General features: G+C 72.8%; 10 protein-coding genes. 6 read left to right on the top strand and 4 right to left on the bottom strand.

Going from position 1 to position 15,517, the window contains the following annotated elements; genetic code table 11:
• The first annotated feature begins 175 nt into the window (after positions 1–175).
• The 4 genes from ASF17_RS03035 (at position 176) to ASF17_RS03020 (ending at position 7,703) form a co-directional block, all read left to right on the top strand.
• Positions 176–1,729 carry a pyridoxal phosphate-dependent decarboxylase family protein gene (locus ASF17_RS03035; protein ID WP_055795094.1) on the top strand — a complete coding sequence of 518 codons (1,554 nt, stop codon included), beginning with the start codon at positions 176–178 and terminating at the stop codon, positions 1,727–1,729.
• Positions 1,726–3,165, top strand: a complete 1,440-nt coding sequence (locus ASF17_RS03030) for a lysine N(6)-hydroxylase/L-ornithine N(5)-oxygenase family protein (protein ID WP_156357265.1) — start codon at positions 1,726–1,728, stop codon at positions 3,163–3,165. Before ASF17_RS03035 ends, ASF17_RS03030 begins: the two co-directional genes overlap by 4 nt.
• Complete coding sequence (locus tag ASF17_RS03025) at positions 3,162–5,564, top strand: GNAT family N-acetyltransferase (RefSeq protein ID WP_082474996.1); 2,403 nt, start codon at positions 3,162–3,164, stop codon at positions 5,562–5,564. The genes ASF17_RS03030 and ASF17_RS03025 overlap by 4 nt, the downstream gene beginning before the upstream one ends.
• Positions 5,565–5,642: 78 nt before the next feature.
• Positions 5,643–7,703 carry an acyltransferase family protein gene (locus tag ASF17_RS03020; protein ID WP_082474995.1) on the top strand — a complete coding sequence of 687 codons (2,061 nt, stop codon included), beginning with the start codon at positions 5,643–5,645 and terminating at the stop codon, positions 7,701–7,703.
• A gap of 201 nt (positions 7,704–7,904) precedes the next feature.
• Here the strand turns inward: ASF17_RS03020 and ASF17_RS03015 are convergent, their stop codons facing one another.
• The 3 genes from ASF17_RS03015 to ASF17_RS03005 all read right to left on the bottom strand — a co-directional run bounded on the left by ASF17_RS03015 (position 7,905) and on the right by ASF17_RS03005 (position 11,576).
• Positions 7,905–8,888, bottom strand: a complete 984-nt coding sequence (locus ASF17_RS03015) for a magnesium and cobalt transport protein CorA (RefSeq protein ID WP_055795090.1) — start codon at positions 8,886–8,888, stop codon at positions 7,905–7,907.
• A gap of 141 nt (positions 8,889–9,029) precedes the next feature.
• Complete coding sequence (locus tag ASF17_RS03010) at positions 9,030–10,568, bottom strand: signal peptidase I (protein WP_055795088.1); 1,539 nt, start codon at positions 10,566–10,568, stop codon at positions 9,030–9,032.
• A 408-nt stretch (positions 10,569–10,976) separates the two neighbouring features.
• Positions 10,977–11,576: a hypothetical protein gene (locus ASF17_RS03005; RefSeq protein WP_055795086.1), complete on the bottom strand. Its 600-nt coding sequence runs from the start codon at positions 11,574–11,576 to the stop codon at positions 10,977–10,979.
• A gap of 255 nt (positions 11,577–11,831) precedes the next feature.
• On the opposite strand from ASF17_RS03005, the gene ASF17_RS03000 reads away from it, so the two are divergent.
• A complete protein-coding gene (locus tag ASF17_RS03000; protein ID WP_055795082.1) occupies positions 11,832–12,335 on the top strand; it encodes a MarR family winged helix-turn-helix transcriptional regulator in 504 nt (167 codons plus the stop codon).
• Positions 12,336–12,394: 59 nt separating this feature from the next.
• On the top strand, positions 12,395–12,901 hold the full coding sequence (locus tag ASF17_RS02995; RefSeq protein WP_055795080.1) for a mycothiol transferase: 507 nt from the start codon (positions 12,395–12,397) through the stop codon (positions 12,899–12,901).
• Positions 12,902–13,080: 179 nt separating this feature from the next.
• Here the strand turns inward: ASF17_RS02995 and ASF17_RS02990 are convergent, their stop codons facing one another.
• Complete coding sequence (locus ASF17_RS02990) at positions 13,081–15,174, bottom strand: DEAD/DEAH box helicase (RefSeq protein ID WP_055795078.1); 2,094 nt, start codon at positions 15,172–15,174, stop codon at positions 13,081–13,083.
• Positions 15,175–15,517 lie beyond the last annotated feature (343 nt).

The following is a 15,517-nucleotide window of genomic DNA, read 5'->3' as shown; positions in this document are numbered from 1 at the left end:
ACCCGCGTCGCCCTTTCGGAGGACACCACCTGAACCCCTGATCATGAGGCGTTTTCATCATCGCGCGACACGCCGGGCGACCCGCCCGACGCGCTTGACACTTAGGTGAGCCTTACCTAACCTGGGCGGCGCCGTCAGAGAGCCTGGCGGCGACCACGCACCACCCGGGAGCCCCGTGTCCGATCTGTTGAACGCCTCCACCGCGGAGTCCTACGCCGCCGAGACGACCGCGGTCGTCGATCGCCTCGCCGGCCGGTTCCGCACCACCGGCCAGCCCTTCTCGGGCGAGAGCCGCGCCGAGCTGCAGCGGCTCGTCGACGCCGTCGATCTCGACGCGCCCGGCACCGGGACGACCGACGCCCTCCGCGAGGTCGACGAGCTGTTCGCCGCGAACGCCGTCTGGTTCCACGACGCGGCCTACCAGTCGCACCTCAACTGCCCCGTCGCGCTGCCGGCCGTCGCCGCCGAGGCGGTGCTCGCCGCGATCAACCCGTCGGTCGACACCTACGACCAGTCGACCGTCGGCACGCTGATGGAGCGCCGCCTCGTCGACTGGACAGCCGGTCGCATCGGATTCGACCCCGCCACCCGCGACGGCGTCTTCACCTCGGGGGGCACGCAGTCGAATCTGCACGCCCTCCTGCTCGCCCGCGAGAGCGCCACGTCGAGGGCGCGCGACGAGGGCCGGGCCGAGGAGGCGCGGGTCCGCGACCAGGGCGACCCGGGTCGCCGCCCCCTCCCCCGTGCCACGTCGCTGCACGACCTGCTCGCCCGCATGGTCGTGGTCGCCACCGCCGAGAGCCACTTCAGCGTGCAGAAGGCGACGCGCCTGCTGGGTCTCGGCGACGACGCCGTCGTGACCGTGCCCACGGACGATGCGGGCCGGATGCGCGCCGACGCCCTCGAGGTCGCCCTCGACGCCCTCGTGCAGGCGGGGCATCTGCCGATCGCCGTCGTCGCGACGGCCGGAACCACCGACCGCGGCTGCATCGATCCCCTCGCGGCGATCGGCGCCGTCTGCGATCGCGCCGGCGTCTGGCTGCACGTCGACGCGGCCTACGGCGGCGGCCTGCTCGTCTCGCCGACCCGGCGGCACCTGCTCGACGGCATCGAGCGGGCGCGCTCGGTGACCGTCGACTTCCACAAGACGTTCTTCCAGCCGGTGTCGTCGAGCGCGATCATCGTGCGCGACGGCCGCGACCTCGACCCCGTCGCCTGGCACGCCGACTACCTGAACCCGCTCGCCGACCCCGAGCCGAACCAGGTCGCGAAGTCGCTGCAGACCACGCGCCGCTTCGACGCGCTGAAGCTCTGGGCGACCCTCCGCGCGCTCGGCGCCGACGAGATCGGTCGACTGGTCGACCGCGTCGTCGACCTCGCGGCCGAGGTGCACGCCGTCGTCCGCGACGACGACGACTTCGAGCTGCTCGCCGAGACCCAGCTCAGCACCGTGCTGTTCCGCTGGCAGCCCGGGCACGTCGACGATGCGACGGCCGACCGCCTCGTGCCGCTCGTCCGGCGGGTGCTCTTCGAATCGGGTCGCGCCGTGGTCGCGAAGACGGTCGTCGACGGTCGACCGTGCCTGAAGCTCACACTGCTGAACCCGGAGGCGGTGCTCGCCGACGTGACGGGCGTGCTCGAGCTGATCCGCGCCTCCTCGGCGGCCCTGCTCGAGAGCGACGACCTGGCCGGCGCCACCGCCCCGGCCGGCGAGGGGTCGACCCGATGAGCGCCGCACCCGCGTCCACCCCCGCGACCGCGTCCGCTCCGGCGTCCGCGTCCACCCCCGCACCGGCACCGGCACCGGCGCCCGCACCGGCACCCGACCGCGTCCACGACCTCGTCGGCATCGGGATCGGCCCGTTCGGCCTCGGACTCGCGGCCCTCACCGACCCGGTCGACGACCTCGACGCGGTCTTCGTCGACGCCGCCGACGGGTTCCACTGGCATCCGGGGATGATGATCGAGGGCGCGACGATCCAGGTGCCGTTCCTGGCCGATCTCGTGACGATGGCCGATCCGACGTCGCGCTTCTCGTTCCTGGCGTTCCTCAAGGCGACGGGGCGGCTCTACGCCTTCTACATCCGCGAGAGCTTCTTCCCGCTGCGGGCCGAGTACGACGCCTACTGCCGGTGGGTCGCCGAGCAGCTCGACACCCTGCGCTGGGGCCGACGCGTCACCTCCGTCTCGGAGCTCGGCGACGGCACCCTGCTGGTCGAGGCCGAGCGCACGACCACCGGCGAGCGCGAGGTCTGGCGCACCCGGCACGTCGTGCTCGGCATCGGCACCGAGCCGCACCGACCCGACGCCGTCCGCGACCTCGACGGGCCGGTCGTGCACAGCGCCGACTACCTCGGCGAGCGCGATCGCCTCCGCGGGCTCGACTCGGTCACGATCATCGGCAGCGGGCAGTCCGCCGCCGAGATCTACCGCGATCTGCTCGACACCGCCCGAGCGCGCGACGACCGCACCGGTCACCGCCTCGACTGGGTCACCCGCTCGCCCCGGTTCTTCCCGATGGAGTACACGAAGCTCACGCTCGAGCTGACGAGCCCCGAGTACACCGACCACTTCCATGCGCTGCCGATGGGCGAGCGCGACCGGCTGGGGCGCGAGCAGCGCAGTCTCTACAAGGGCATCAGCGGCGATCTGGTCGACGAGATCCACGAGACGCTCTACCGCCGCACCCTCGACGGGCCGCTCGACACGACCCTGCTGACCGGGACCGAGCTGGTCGGCGCCGTGTGGCGGCCGGACCGCGGGGTGTTCACGCTGACCCTGCGGCACGCGCAGCTCGGCACGGTCGTCGAGCGCGAGACGGCCGCGGTCGTGCTGGCGACCGGGTACTCGGCGCGGGTGCCCGCGTTCCTCGAGCCGCTCGGCGACGTGGTCGCGCGAGACGAGCGGGGCCGTCTCGCCGTGAACCGCGACTACTCGATCGAGCGCCCGCCCGGCGGCGATCCCGCGAGCGCCTCCCACCGCCCGCGCCTGTTCGTGATGAACGCCGAGGAGCACACCCACGGTCTGACCGCCCCCGATCTCGGCTTCGCCGCCTGGCGCGCCTCGAGCATCATCGCGTCGATCACCGGGCGCGAGGTCCATCCCGTCGAGCGCCGCACGGTGTTCCAGAGCTTCGGCCTGCCGGCCGAGGAGGTCGTCCGATGAGCATCCTCACCCCCGAGCCCGGCGTCGCCGAGCCCCGAACCGCCGAGGAGGCGCGGGTCGCGCCGTTCTCGCACCGCACCTCCTGCGGTCCGGTCACCCTCGAGCCCTTCGACCCGGAGCCGTACGCGGTGCCGCTGCGTCGCTGGCTCTCGCACCCGGCGTCGGCGGCGTGGGGCATGAGCGGCGTCAGCGGCGACGACGTGCGCGCCCACGCCGCGGGCATCGCGGCCGACCCGCACCAGAACGCGTGGCTCGGGCGGGTCGACGGCGAGCCGCTGTTCTACGTCGAGACCTACGACCCGGCGCACGTGCTGCTGACCGACGTGCACGACGCCGAACCGGGCGACGTCGGCATGCACCTGCTGGTCGCACCGGCGCCGCCGCCCGAGCAGCGGGTGCCGGGGCTGACCTCGGCGATCATGGCGTCCGTCGTGCGCTTCGTCGTCGAGCGACTCGGCGCCCGGCGTGTGGTGGTCGAACCCGACGTCGAGAACCGCCGCATCGCCGCGAAGAACGACGAGGTCGGGTTCCGCGCCGTCGGCGACGTCGACCTGCCCGACAAGCGGGCGCGGCTGTCGGTGCTGACGCGGCACGACGCCGCGGCCGCGCACCTGGCGCCCGGGCCGATGGGCTGGGCCCACCGGCACCTCGTCGCGAAGTCTCTGTCGGAGTTCTCGCACGAGCGGCTGATCGCCCCGCACGACGAGGGCGACGGGTGGTGGTCGCTGACCGTCGAGGGGGCGGGCGAGCCGCGCGAGGCGAGCCGCGCCTCCTCGGGCCCCGCCCGGTCGGGTCCGCCGACGGTGGTGGTGTACCGGTTCCTGGCCCGGGTGCACGAGCTCGAGCACTGGGTGGTCGACGAGCCGAGCGTCGCCCGCGAGATCGACGGCGCACCCGCCGAGCTCGACGCGCTCGACCTGATCGCCGAGCTGCAGGGCGCCCTCGGGCTGCCCGACGAGCTGATGGCCGTCTACCTCGAGGAGCTCTCGTCGACCCTGGCGAGCGCCGCGGCGAAGCGGCTGCAGGGCGGCCCGACGGCGGAGCGTCTGACGACGGCCGACTTCCAGAGCATCGAGGCGGCGATGACCGAGGGCCACCCGGCGTTCGTCGCCGCGAACGGGCGCATCGGCTTCGGGCTCGACGAGTTCCGCGCCTACGCCCCCGAGACGGCGGCGCCCATCCGGCTCGTCTGGCTCGCCGCCCGCCGTTCGGGCACGCATCTCGCGCTCGGCGACGGCCTCGACGAGCGGACGCTGCTCGACGCCGAGCTCGGCGAGCGCACCCTCGCCCGGTTCGCCGCGACCCTGGCCGCGAAGGGACTCGACCCGGCCGACCACCACTACCTGCCGGTGCATCCGTGGCAGTGGCAGCACCGCATCGCGATCACGTTCTCCGCCGACGTCGGGCGGCGCGACCTCGTGCTGCTCGGCGAGGGCGACGACGACTATCAGGCGCAGCAGTCGATCCGCACGCTGGCGAACCGGTCGCATCCCGAGCGGGCCTACGTGAAGACGGCGCTGGCGATCCAGAACATGGGGTTCCTCCGGGGGCTGTCGCCGGCGTACATGCGGCCGACGCCCGCGATCAACGACTGGGTGCACGAGCTCGTCACCACCGACCCGACCCTGCAGGAGGCGCGGTTCCGGATCCTGAGGGAGCGCGCCTCCGTCGGCTACACCGGCGACGCCTACCACCGCACCCCGACCCCGTCGCCGCAGCGGAAGATGATCGCCGCCCTCTGGCGCGAGAGCCCGGTGCCGCTGACCGCCCCAGGCGAGCGGCTCATGACGATGGCGGGCCTGCTGCACCGCGACGCGGCGGGCGATCTGCTGGCGTCGGCGCTCATCCGGGCGTCGGGGAGGCGCGCCGAGGACTGGGTGCGCTCGTATCTGCACGCGTACCTGCGGCCGGTGGTGCACTGCCTGCGCGCCCACGAGCTCGCGTTCATGCCGCACGGCGAGAACCTCATCCTCGTGCTCGAGGGGCACGTGCCGACGGCGGTGTTCATGAAGGACATCGGCGAGGAGGTCGTGCTGCTCGCACCCCGCGAGGTGCCGCCCCTGGTCGACCGGATCGTGCAGCCCGTCGACGACCGCGAGAAGGCCCTGGCCGTGTTCACCGACGTGTTCGACGGGGTGTTCCGGTACCTCGCGGCGGCGCTGGACGACGACGGCATGCTGCCCGCCCGGGAGTTCTGGCGCCTGGTCGGCGAGTGCGTCGACCGGCACGCCGACGAGCACCCGTCGCTCGCCGACGCGCTCGATCTGCGCGTCGACCGGTTCGACCACTCGTGCCTGAACCGTCTGCAGCTGCGCGACGCCCGGCAGATGGTCGACCTCGCGGCCCAGTCGTCGTCGCTGATCTACGCCGGGACGCTCGCGAACCCGATCGCGCGCTGAGGGGACGGCGCCGATCGGCTCCCTGCGGAGCGTTGCACCGCGGCGCTGATCCGCACCGACGTGCTCTACCCTGTCGTTATGCATATCGACCCGGATGCCTCAGGGGGTCGCCCAGGCGGGGGCGGCGCTCGCTCGACCCACCCTCGACGTGCGGACATCCAAGGGCTCCGGGGGATCGCCGTCACCGCGGTCGTCCTCTACCATGTCCGGGTCCCGGGTCTCTCGGGGGGTTACGTCGGGGTAGACGTCTTCTTCGTCGTGTCGGGGTTCCTGGTCGCGGGCAACCTCCTCCGCGAGCACGCGCGGGCGGGTCGGATCTCGCTGCCCCGGTTCTGGGCCCGGCGGGTGTCGCGGCTCGCCCCGCCGGCCCTGCTCGTCATCGCGGCGACGACGCTCGCGGTCGCGGTCTGGGCGCCTCCGCTGCTCTGGGTCCCCACCCTCCGAGACGCCGTCTCGTCGACGATCGGCGTGGCGAACATCGCGTTCGCCCGACGAGGGACGGACTACCTCAGCACCGACTCCCCCTCGGTCCTCCAGCACTTCTGGTCACTCGGCGTCGAAGAGCAGTTCTACGTGGCGCTCCCGATCGTCATGGTGGTGACGCTCGCGATCGCCGGGCGTCGACGACTGACCGCCGTCGTCGGGGTCGCGACCGCCGCCTCCTTCGTGCTCTGCCTGTGGCTCGTGACCGTGTCGCAGCCGTGGGCGTTCTTCACCCTGCCGAGCCGCGCGTGGGAGCTCGGGGTCGGCGCGCTCCTCGCCTGCCTCGGCACCCGCGCGGCCCTGCCGGCCGGGTGGGTCTCGCGGGCGGGCGGCTGGCTCGGCCTCGGCGGGATCCTCACGGCCGTCGCGTTGTTCGACGAGACGACCGTGTTCCCGGGCGCGGCCACCCTCGTGCCCGTCGTGGGGACCGCCCTGGTCCTCGCCGCCGGATCGCCGCGCGCGATCGCGCCGACCCCCGCCGCCGCGACCGGGCCGTCCGCGTCGACGGCCACCGCCCTCCTGGCACGGCGCCCGCTCACCGCGGTGGGCGACGCCTCGTACCCGCTCTACCTCTGGCACTGGCCGCTGCTGATCGTGTCCGCGGCGGCGCTCGGTCGCGACCTGCGCCCCCTCGAGCTCGTGGGGGCGTGCCTGCTGACCGTCGCCCTCTCGGTCGGCACCCATCTGACGCTCGAGCGTCGGGGCATCCCCCGCCTCGCCCGGTGGCGCCCGCGCACCTCCGTGCTCGGCGGCGTCGTCGCGTCCGCCGGCGTGGTCGCGCTCTCGGCGACCGTCCTCTCGGCCCCGGTCCTGAGCACCGATCGACCGGTGGGCGACCCCACCGTGGCCGAGGTGCTCGCCGGACCGGTCGCGACGCCGTTCGTCCCGCGCGACATGACGCCCACCCTGGCCGACGTCGACGGCTCGCTCCCGGCGCTCTACGACGGCGACTGCCACGTCGACTACGACGTCGACGTCTCGCCGGGCTGCACGTTCGGCGCACCCGGGGGCGCGACCACGGCGCTGGTCGGCGACTCGCACGCTGTGCAGTGGTTCTCTCCTCTCGCAGCACGGGCGACCCGCCTCGGCGACGAGCTCGTCACCCACACGAAGCGGAGCTGCCCGGTCGTCGACCTCGACGTGGAGCACCCGCTCGGCACGGGCGACTTCACCGACTGCCGCGAGTGGGGCGCCGACGTCCTGTCGCGCCTGCAGGCGGACCCCGTCGACACGGTCGTGATCTCGCATGCGGTGAGCGGCTACCGGGACCTCGTCGCCGAGACGGGCGACTTCGACGCCGACTGGGAGGCCGCCCTCGCCCGTTTCATCGACGCGCTGCCCGAGACGAGCCGGGTGATCGTGGTCGGCGACACTCCCCGGTGGCCCGATCCGCCCGCCGTGTGCGTCTCGGCGCACCTCGACGACGTGGGGGCCTGCGCCCTGCCGACGTCGGCCCTCGTCGACCCCGGCGCCGAGGACGCCGACCGTGCGGGCGCCCTCGCCGCCGGAGCCTCGTGGCAGGCGACGACCGACTGGATGTGCACCGACCTGTGCTCGCCCGTCGTCTGGAACCACCTCGCCTACCGCGACACCAACCACCTCACCGACGAGTTCGCGATGCGGCTCGCGCCGCGGCTGGACGCGCTGCTCGACTGACCGCCCCGCTCGACCCCGCCTCGCGTCGTGTCGCCTGGGCTCGCCTGACCTGACCTCGAGTGGTCAGAAGATGCACTCTTTCTCCACCTGGAGAGCATCTTCTGACCACTCGACCCAGCGGATGGGCGGCGAGCGGAGTCGAAGCGGGTGCTGGCGCTGGCGGGCGCCGTCGAGTGACGCGCGGCAGCGCGTCGGGCCCGCCTACAGCCAGCGCTTCCAGCGGAACGCGCCGAACAGCCCGCCGGCGATCGCGACCATCAGCCCCAGCGCGAACGGGTACCCCCACGCCCAGTGCAGCTCGGGCATCACGTCGAAGTTCATGCCGTAGACGGCGCCGACCAGGGTCGGAGCGAACAGGATGGCGGCCCAGGCCGAGATGCGCTTCGTCACCTCGTTGCTGTCCTGCGCGACGAGCGTCGCGTTCAGCGCCAGGGCGTTCTGCAGCACGGCGCGGAACGTGTCGGCCCGGTCGACGACGCGGATGACGTGGTCCTGCACGTCGCGGAGGCGGCGCTCGAGCTCGGTGCCGACCCGGTACTTCTCGCTGCCGCGCAGCAGGCCGTCCAGCATCGCGATGAGCGGGCGCGACGCCTTCTGGAAGTCGGCGACCTCGCCGAACAGCTCGTAGATGCGCCGCGAGACGCCGGGCTCGCCGGCGAACAGCTGCTGCTCGATCTCGTCGATGTCGTTCTCGAGCCCGTCGATCACCGGCTTGTACGCGTCGACGACCGCGTCGAGCAGGGCCCAGAGCATGGCCTGCGGCCCGGCGCCGAGCAGGTCCGGCTTCGAGCGGAGCCGGGCCACGCCCCGACTGACGTGCCGCGCGTCGATGTGCGCGACGTGATTGATGCCGACGAAGAAGTTCTCGCCGACGAACCCGTGGATCTCGCCGAACGCGACCGTCTCCTCGTCGTCGAGGTACACGGCCGGTCGCACGACCACGAAGAGCGTCGCTCCGTACCGCTCGAGCTTGGCGCGCTGGTGGCCCGACCCGGCGTCCTCGACGGCGAGCTCGTGCAGATCGAACTGGCGGGCGAGCGAGGCCAGCTCGTCGGCGTCGGGCTCGGCGAGCACCACCCAGGCCGTGCCGCCCGTGTCGGCGAGGGCCGCATAGGTGTCGTCGAGGGTCTCGGGCGACACGTGCAGGCGGCCGTCGACGTAGACGTCGTTGATCTGAAGGGGCATGGGTCGAGTCTCGCAGGACCGTCGGGGGCCTGCGGACGCCACCGCGTCGCCGACCGGGGAGGAGCGGCTCGAGGACGCGCCGACCAGGGAGGCGCGACTCGAGGAGGCGCGGATCGCCCCCGCGGACCCGCCGAGGCGGTGTCAGTGACCGGCGGTGAAGCGCGCCTGCACGGCGGTGGCGGTCTGGGCCGTGTTGTTGTAGATGGTGCTGTTGTCGACCTGGCCGGCGAGGAAGTTGCTGGTCGGGGTGCCGGTGAAGCCGGCGAGCGGGCCGTAGCCGATGCGCCAGTAGCCGGTCGCGGACTGGGCGGTGCGCGACGTCGAGTCGGTGATGACCGACTTGCCGTCGACGTAGACGACGGTGCCGGCGGTGCTCGACAGGGTGGCGACGACGTGGTGCCAGGCGCCGTCGTTGTACGCACCGGTCGTGGTGAGCGTCTTCACCGACGACGTGGTGGGGCGGACGCCGAAGGCGAGGCGGCCGGCGTTCGTCATGAAGAGGGCGCGGTCGGCGTTGGCGGTCGTGGTGCCGGTCGGCGTGGTCGTGAACGAGGCGAGCGCGCCTCCGCGGGCCGTGGTCGTCTTGAACCAGGTCTCGATGGTGAACGACGCCTGGCCGGTGAGGTTGACGGCGGTCGTGACCTGCCCGGTCGAGCCGTCGAGCTGCAGCGACGGGCTGTCGTTCACGGCGCACGACCCGCTGACGAACGAGGCGCCCGAGGTCAGCGTGCCGACGCGGGCGAAGCTGCTGCCGTCGGTCGTGGTCGTGCCCGAGAGCTCGTTGTACGGGAACCCGAACGAGGTCTCGTTGCTGTACGTCTCTTTGAGGCAGTCGTAGTTGGCGTCGGCGTTGTAGTTCGAGCCGGGGTTCGCCACCGGAGCCGAGTAGGCGGCGCCGGCGCCGCCGCCCACGACGAGCGTGAAGGCGAGACCCGAGGCGACGACCATCAGGCCGAGCACGCCGGCGGAGGCGCGGAGCCGGGCGAGACGACGCTCGCGACGGCGGAGGGCACGGCGGGTGCCCGCCGAGGAGGCGCGGGTCGCGATGCCGGAGGCGACCGACCGGAGCCCGGTGGTGCGGATCGAGCCGACCCGCGCCTCCTTGGCCTCACGGAGCAGGTCGCGGTCGAGACGCGACGCCCCGAGCAGCAGCAGGAGGACGCTGCCCGTGACGATCAGGTGGCCGTACTGGTGGCCGGCCGCCCAGACGAACGGCATGCCGAGGTAGGGCACGCGGAGGAACCCGACGCCCACGACCGCGCTGCGCTCGATCGGGGTGGAGTCGGCCTCGGGGTTGGCGTCGCCCTTCGTGACGATGGAGGTGCCGGTGCCGTTGTCGAGGTAGCGGTGCAGACGCAGGTGGTCGGCGTGGTCGGGATCGTCGAACAGCAGCACCTGGCCCTTGTGGATCGACGACTCGGCGACGGGCTTCGCGACGATGATGTCGCCGGGGCTGATGCGGGGCTCCATGCTGCCGGTCATGACCGTGGTGGGGGTCCAGCCGATGAGGGCGGGACCCGCCGACCAGAGCAGCAGACCGAGCAGCGTGCCGAGCACGGTGCGGGCGAGCGTCGCCAGCAGGAGGCGGACCCAGGGGCCCGACGAGCGAGAGGCGCCCCGCGGGACCGTGATCGACGCTGTCGCCGGCGAGGGCTGCAGCTTCAGGTCGATCGTGGTCACGGGGCGCCTCTTCGGTGTCGGTTCGGGTTGCGGTGGTGCGGGTGGAGCGGTGCGGGTAGCGGTGGTGCTGGAGCGGGTCGTTCCCGGTGGTGGTGCAGCAAGGCGGTTCGGGCCGCCGTGCGGGTGATGCAGCACGGCGGTTCGGGCCGCCGTGCGGGTGATGCAGCACGGCGGTTCGGGCCGCCGTGCGGGTGATGCAGCACGGCGGTTCGGGCCGCCGTGCGGGTGGTGCGGTTCTCCTGCGGCGGTTCGGGCCGCCGCGGAAGGGGTGGTCTCGGCGGTTCGGGCCGCCGTGACCGGTGTGTCGATCCGACTGGTTCGGGGTGTCGGATCGGTTCCCGCCGCCGGCCGGGAGGGGGCAGGGCGTCCGGCGGCGGGAGTCGAGAGGGCTGCGGGTCAGCCCGGAGATCAGCTGTTCTGGGCCTCCCACGTGAGGCCGAGGGCCGCGGTGCCGCCCTGCGTGGTGTTGGGGGCCGAAGGGCTGACCGTGTAGGTGACCTGGTAGGTGCGGGTCTCGGACGCGGTGCCGGTGGGGGCCCAGGTGCCGACGCCGGTGGCGAAGTTGGTCGAGGAGGTGCCGAAGGCGGCGAGCGAACCCGAGTAGAGCGACGCACCCTGGCCGAGGGCGGTGAAGCCGGAGCAGGTGCCGAAGCCGCCGCCCGTGCCCTGGACGACGCTCAGCGTGATGTTCGACGCGAGGTCCTTCGTGGTGGTGGCGTTGGTGCCGTAGAGCTTGACGGTGGAGGCGAGCGACCCGGTCGAGGTGACGGCGATGCAGTTGGTGCCCGTCGAGCCCGGCTTGAGGTTGGCGGCCGTGAAGAGCGCGGTGTTGTTGTCGTCGTCGGTGAGGGCGACGCTGCCGGCCGTCCAGTTGCTCGTGGGGTTGACCGTGGTCGACGAGAAGGCCGAGTACGAGGCCTGCGAGACGACGACGCCGCTGGCGACGAGGGCGGCGGGGATGGCGATCCAGGCGGCGAGGCGGGTCATGCGGGGGGTGGGACGGGACATGGTGTGCTCCAAGTGGTTAGCGGGGGCTGATCAAGACGGGGGTGGGGTACTCGGTGTCGAGTGATTCGCAATCCGAGTAGTTCGTTACCCGAGTTGTTCGTTTCCCAAGTGGTACGACAATCAAGATACTTGCGTATCGAATCGCTCGCAAGCGGAGAGAAGTCCCCAGTGAGGGGGGTATCTTGATGACCGAGATGCTTGTTGAATGAACGAGTGGCGCATGCCGCGACGTACTGCGAGGAGCAGCCTCCCCCGATGACCGATGTCTCGCCCCAGCCCGCCCGCGGTGCGGCTCCGCCCCTCGACCCGCACGGCGAGGTCGACGTGACGGCGGCGATCATCGCCTTCGGACGACTCGAGCAGAGCAACACGGCGGTGATCAAGATCGTCGCCTCGCAGCTCGGTCTCGGCGTCACCGACATCCGCGCCCTCGTGTTCCTGGCCGGTGCCGCCGACGTCACGCCCAAGATGGTGACCGAGCACATCGACCTGTCGACGGGTGCCACCACGAGCCTGATCGATCGTCTCGACGCCGCCGGGTACGTCCGCCGGTCCGACCACCCCACCGACCGGCGCAGCACCGTGCTCGAGCTCGCCCCGCGAGGCGAGAAGGCCATCGCCGACGTGGCGGCGGTGTACCGCGCGGCGTTCCGCGAGGCGGTCGACCCCCACTACCTCGAGTTCTTCGCCATCGCCCTGCACTCGCTCGCCGACTCCCTGCGGGTCCGCGCCGGGAGCGGGCTCGACGAGGTGCTCTGAGCCCACAGCCCGGCGCCGTCCCCCGGACGCCGCCGCGTCGTTCCTCGTAGCCTGGGTCGATGACTCCGTCCGACGTTCTCATCGAGGCCTTCGACCGCCTCCCCGCCATCGCCCGCGACGCCGTCTCCGGTCTGACGGTCGACGACCTGGCCTGGCGACCCGATCCCGAGGCGAACACGATCGCCTGGCTGGTCTGGCACACGGCCCGCGGGCAGGACGTCCAGATCGCCGATCTCGCCGCGAGCGAGCAGGTCTGGACGGCCGACGGCTGGGCCGAGACGTTCGCGCTGCCCTTCGCGCCCGGCGAGATGGGCTACGGGCAGAGCGCCGCCGAGGCCGGCGAGGTCCGGGTCGAGGCCGACCTGCTGATCGGCTACCTCGAGGCCGTGACGCTGCGGACCCGCGGCTACCTCGACGACCTCGACCCCGCGTCGTACGCCGACGTGGTCGACGAGCAGTGGGAGCCGCCGGTCACCGCAGGCGCCCGCCTCGTCAGCATCCTCGGCGACTGCAGCCAGCACATCGGCCAGGCGTCGTACGTGCGCGGCCTGCTCGACCGCCGCTGACCGAGCGTCCGGACGGTCGCTGACCGCGGTTCGGGGTGCTGCGGCGGGTGCCCGTCGTCGTCGGCGGGTCGGCGCCGACCCGCCGCGCATGACGGGAACCCGCCGTACCGGCCTGGGGAACGCAGAAGCCGAGGAGGTGCGGGTACCTGACCCGCGCCTCCTCGGCTCCTGTGCTCCGCCTACGCCTTGGCGGCGGCGAGCTGGTCGATCAGACGGTCGCCGGGGCGCGTCTCGATCATCTCGGCCTCGATCTCGGCGCGGTCGAGCAGCTCCTCCATGCGGCGGCGACGGGGGCGCGTGATCAGCGTCACGACGGTGCCCTGCTTGCCCGCACGACCGGTGCGACCCGAGCGGTGCATGTAGGTCTTGTACTCGTCGGGCATGTCGGCCTGCACGACGAGGGTGATGTCGTCGACGTGGATCCCACGGGCGGCGACGTCGGTCGCGACCAGCACGTTGACGCGACCGCTCGTGAGCATCTGCAGGTTGCGGGTGCGGCGGGCCTGGTTCAGGTCGCCGTGCAGGCTCGTCGACCGGATGCCCGCGTCTTCGAGCTGATCGGCCAGCTGCTCGGCGAATGCGCGGGTGCGGGCGAAGACGAGGGTCTTGCCCTCGCCCGAGGCGAGCTGCTCGATGACGGCCGTCTTGTCGCGCTGCTCGATGACGAGGACGCGGTGGTCGATGGTCGCGCTGGCCTGGTCCTCGCCGGCGACCTCGTGGACGGCCGGGTTCACGAGGAACTCGTCGACGAGCTTCGCGACGCCCTTGTCGAGGGTGGCGCTGAAGAGGAGCTTCTGGGCGCGCGAGCCGTCGCGCTTGACCGGAGCGGTCTCGCGGATGATGCGCTGCACGGGCTCGAGGAACCCGAGGTCGCACATGTGGTCGGCCTCGTCGAGCACCGTGATGACGACCTCGCTGAGGTCGAGTCGACCCTGGTCGATGAGGTCCTCGATGCGGCCGGGGGTGCCGATGATGATGTCGACGCCGCGGTTGATCGCACCGACCTGGCGAGCCTGGGGCACGCCGCCGTAGACCTGCGTGGTGAAGAGGCCGACCGAGCGGGCGATGGGCTGCACGGTGCGGTCGATCTGCATGGCGAGCTCACGCGTCGGGGCGAGGATCAGCGCGCGGGGCTTGCGACCCGGCTTGCGGCCCTTGGCGCCGTTGTTCTCCATGAGCTTCTCGACGAGCGGGGCGCCGAACGCGATGGTCTTGCCCGAGCCCGTGCGGCCGCGGCCGAGCACGTCGCGGCCCTTCAGCACGTCGGGGATCGTCGCCGCCTGGATCGCGAAGGGCGCCTCGGCACCCATCGAGGCGAGCTGACGCTCGATGTTGTCGCCGAGACCCAGGTCGCCGAAGCTGACGCCCTCGACGTCGGCCGCCGTGACGACCTCGGCCTTGAGCTTCTCGAGCTTGACGTCGTCTTCGGGCGAGTAGCCGGCGCCGGCGCGCTTCGGGTAGAAGTCGCTCGGACGCTCGGTGCGCGAGTCGCGATCGGCGCGGTCGAACGAGCGCGGGGCGCGATCGGTGCGGGCCGGGCGGTCGGCGCGGTCGTTGCGGTCGTACGAGCGCGGGGCGCGATCGGTGCGGTCGTCGCGGCCGTACGAGCGCGGGGCGCGATCGTCGCGGTCGAACGAGCGCGGTGCGCGATCGCGGTCGTCACGAGCCGGACGGTCGCTCCGCGTCGGGCGGTCGTACGAACGGGGGGCGCGGTCGTCGCCACGGGCCGGACGGTCGTCGCGGCCGTACGACCGAGGCGCGCGGTCGTCGCGTGCCGGACGGTCGGTGCGCGTCGGGCGGTCGTACGAACGGGGGGCGCGGTCGTCGCCGCGGGGCGGACGGTCGTCGCGGTCGTACGAACGAGGCGCGCGATCGCGGTCGTCGCGGGCCGGGCGGTCGGTGCGGTCGTAGCCGCGCGACGGACGGCCGTCGCGGCCGGCGCGAGCAGCTTCCTTGCCGCCGTCGCGACCCCAGCCGCGGGCGGCGTCGCGTCCGCCGTCACGGCCGCGCTCGCCGTTGCGGGCGTCGTGGTCGCGGGGGGCGAAGCGGCTGTTGCCGGTCTTCTCGCGGGGCTCCCAGTTGGGGCGGCCGGCGCCGGCGCGCGGGGCGTCGCCGCGGCGTTCGGCGCGCGAGTCGGAGTTCCAGCGCTGCTTGCGCTCGGGGGCGCCGGCTTCTTCGGCGCGGTGGCCGCGGTGCTTGGGGCTCTTGGAGCCGTTGCCGCGGGCTCCGCCGGTGCTGCTGGCGCGCGAGGGCGTCTTGTCGTAAGGAGGCATGAGTTTCTTTCCGGGCTTGCGGATGACGCGAAGAAATACCCGGGCAGCCGTTGACCAGGACCGTTCACAATCGTGAATTCATCCCGCCGAGATCCGACGGGAATCCGGCCCACAAGACTTACAAACCCTCATGCGCACCCCCGTCGTGACGAGCGGGCGGTGCAGTCGCGCCACAGGCGCGGTGTCTTGAGCCGACCAGACGACGATACCCGACCCGCGCCTCCGGCAAAAGCCCCCATACACCGCCTCACTCCCGCCCGGCCCGGCCCCGCCCGGCCCGCCAGGCGAAATGCGCCGAGAGGGACGAAACGCGCTGCGGCCGCGAAGCGCTTCGTCCCTTCTC

The organism is Frigoribacterium sp. Leaf263 (genome assembly GCF_001422285.1).
Taxonomy (GTDB): Bacteria; Actinomycetota; Actinomycetes; order Actinomycetales; family Microbacteriaceae; genus Frigoribacterium.
This window is presented reverse-complemented; position numbering and strand designations above follow the sequence as displayed.

Coding starts and splice junctions, on each gene's coding strand:
- ASF17_RS03030 (WP_156357265.1), top strand. CDS start 1,726: ATGAGCGCCGCACCCGCGTCCACCCCCGCGACCGCGTCCGCTCCGGCG.
- ASF17_RS03025 (WP_082474996.1), top strand. CDS start 3,162: ATGAGCATCCTCACCCCCGAGCCCGGCGTCGCCGAGCCCCGAACCGCC.
- ASF17_RS03020 (WP_082474995.1), top strand. CDS start 5,643: ATGCATATCGACCCGGATGCCTCAGGGGGTCGCCCAGGCGGGGGCGGC.
- ASF17_RS03015 (WP_055795090.1), bottom strand. CDS start 8,888: ATGCCCCTTCAGATCAACGACGTCTACGTCGACGGCCGCCTGCACGTG.
- ASF17_RS03005 (WP_055795086.1), bottom strand. CDS start 11,576: ATGTCCCGTCCCACCCCCCGCATGACCCGCCTCGCCGCCTGGATCGCC.
- ASF17_RS03000 (WP_055795082.1), top strand. CDS start 11,832: ATGACCGATGTCTCGCCCCAGCCCGCCCGCGGTGCGGCTCCGCCCCTC.
- ASF17_RS02995 (WP_055795080.1), top strand. CDS start 12,395: ATGACTCCGTCCGACGTTCTCATCGAGGCCTTCGACCGCCTCCCCGCC.
- ASF17_RS02990 (WP_055795078.1), bottom strand. CDS start 15,174: ATGCCTCCTTACGACAAGACGCCCTCGCGCGCCAGCAGCACCGGCGGA.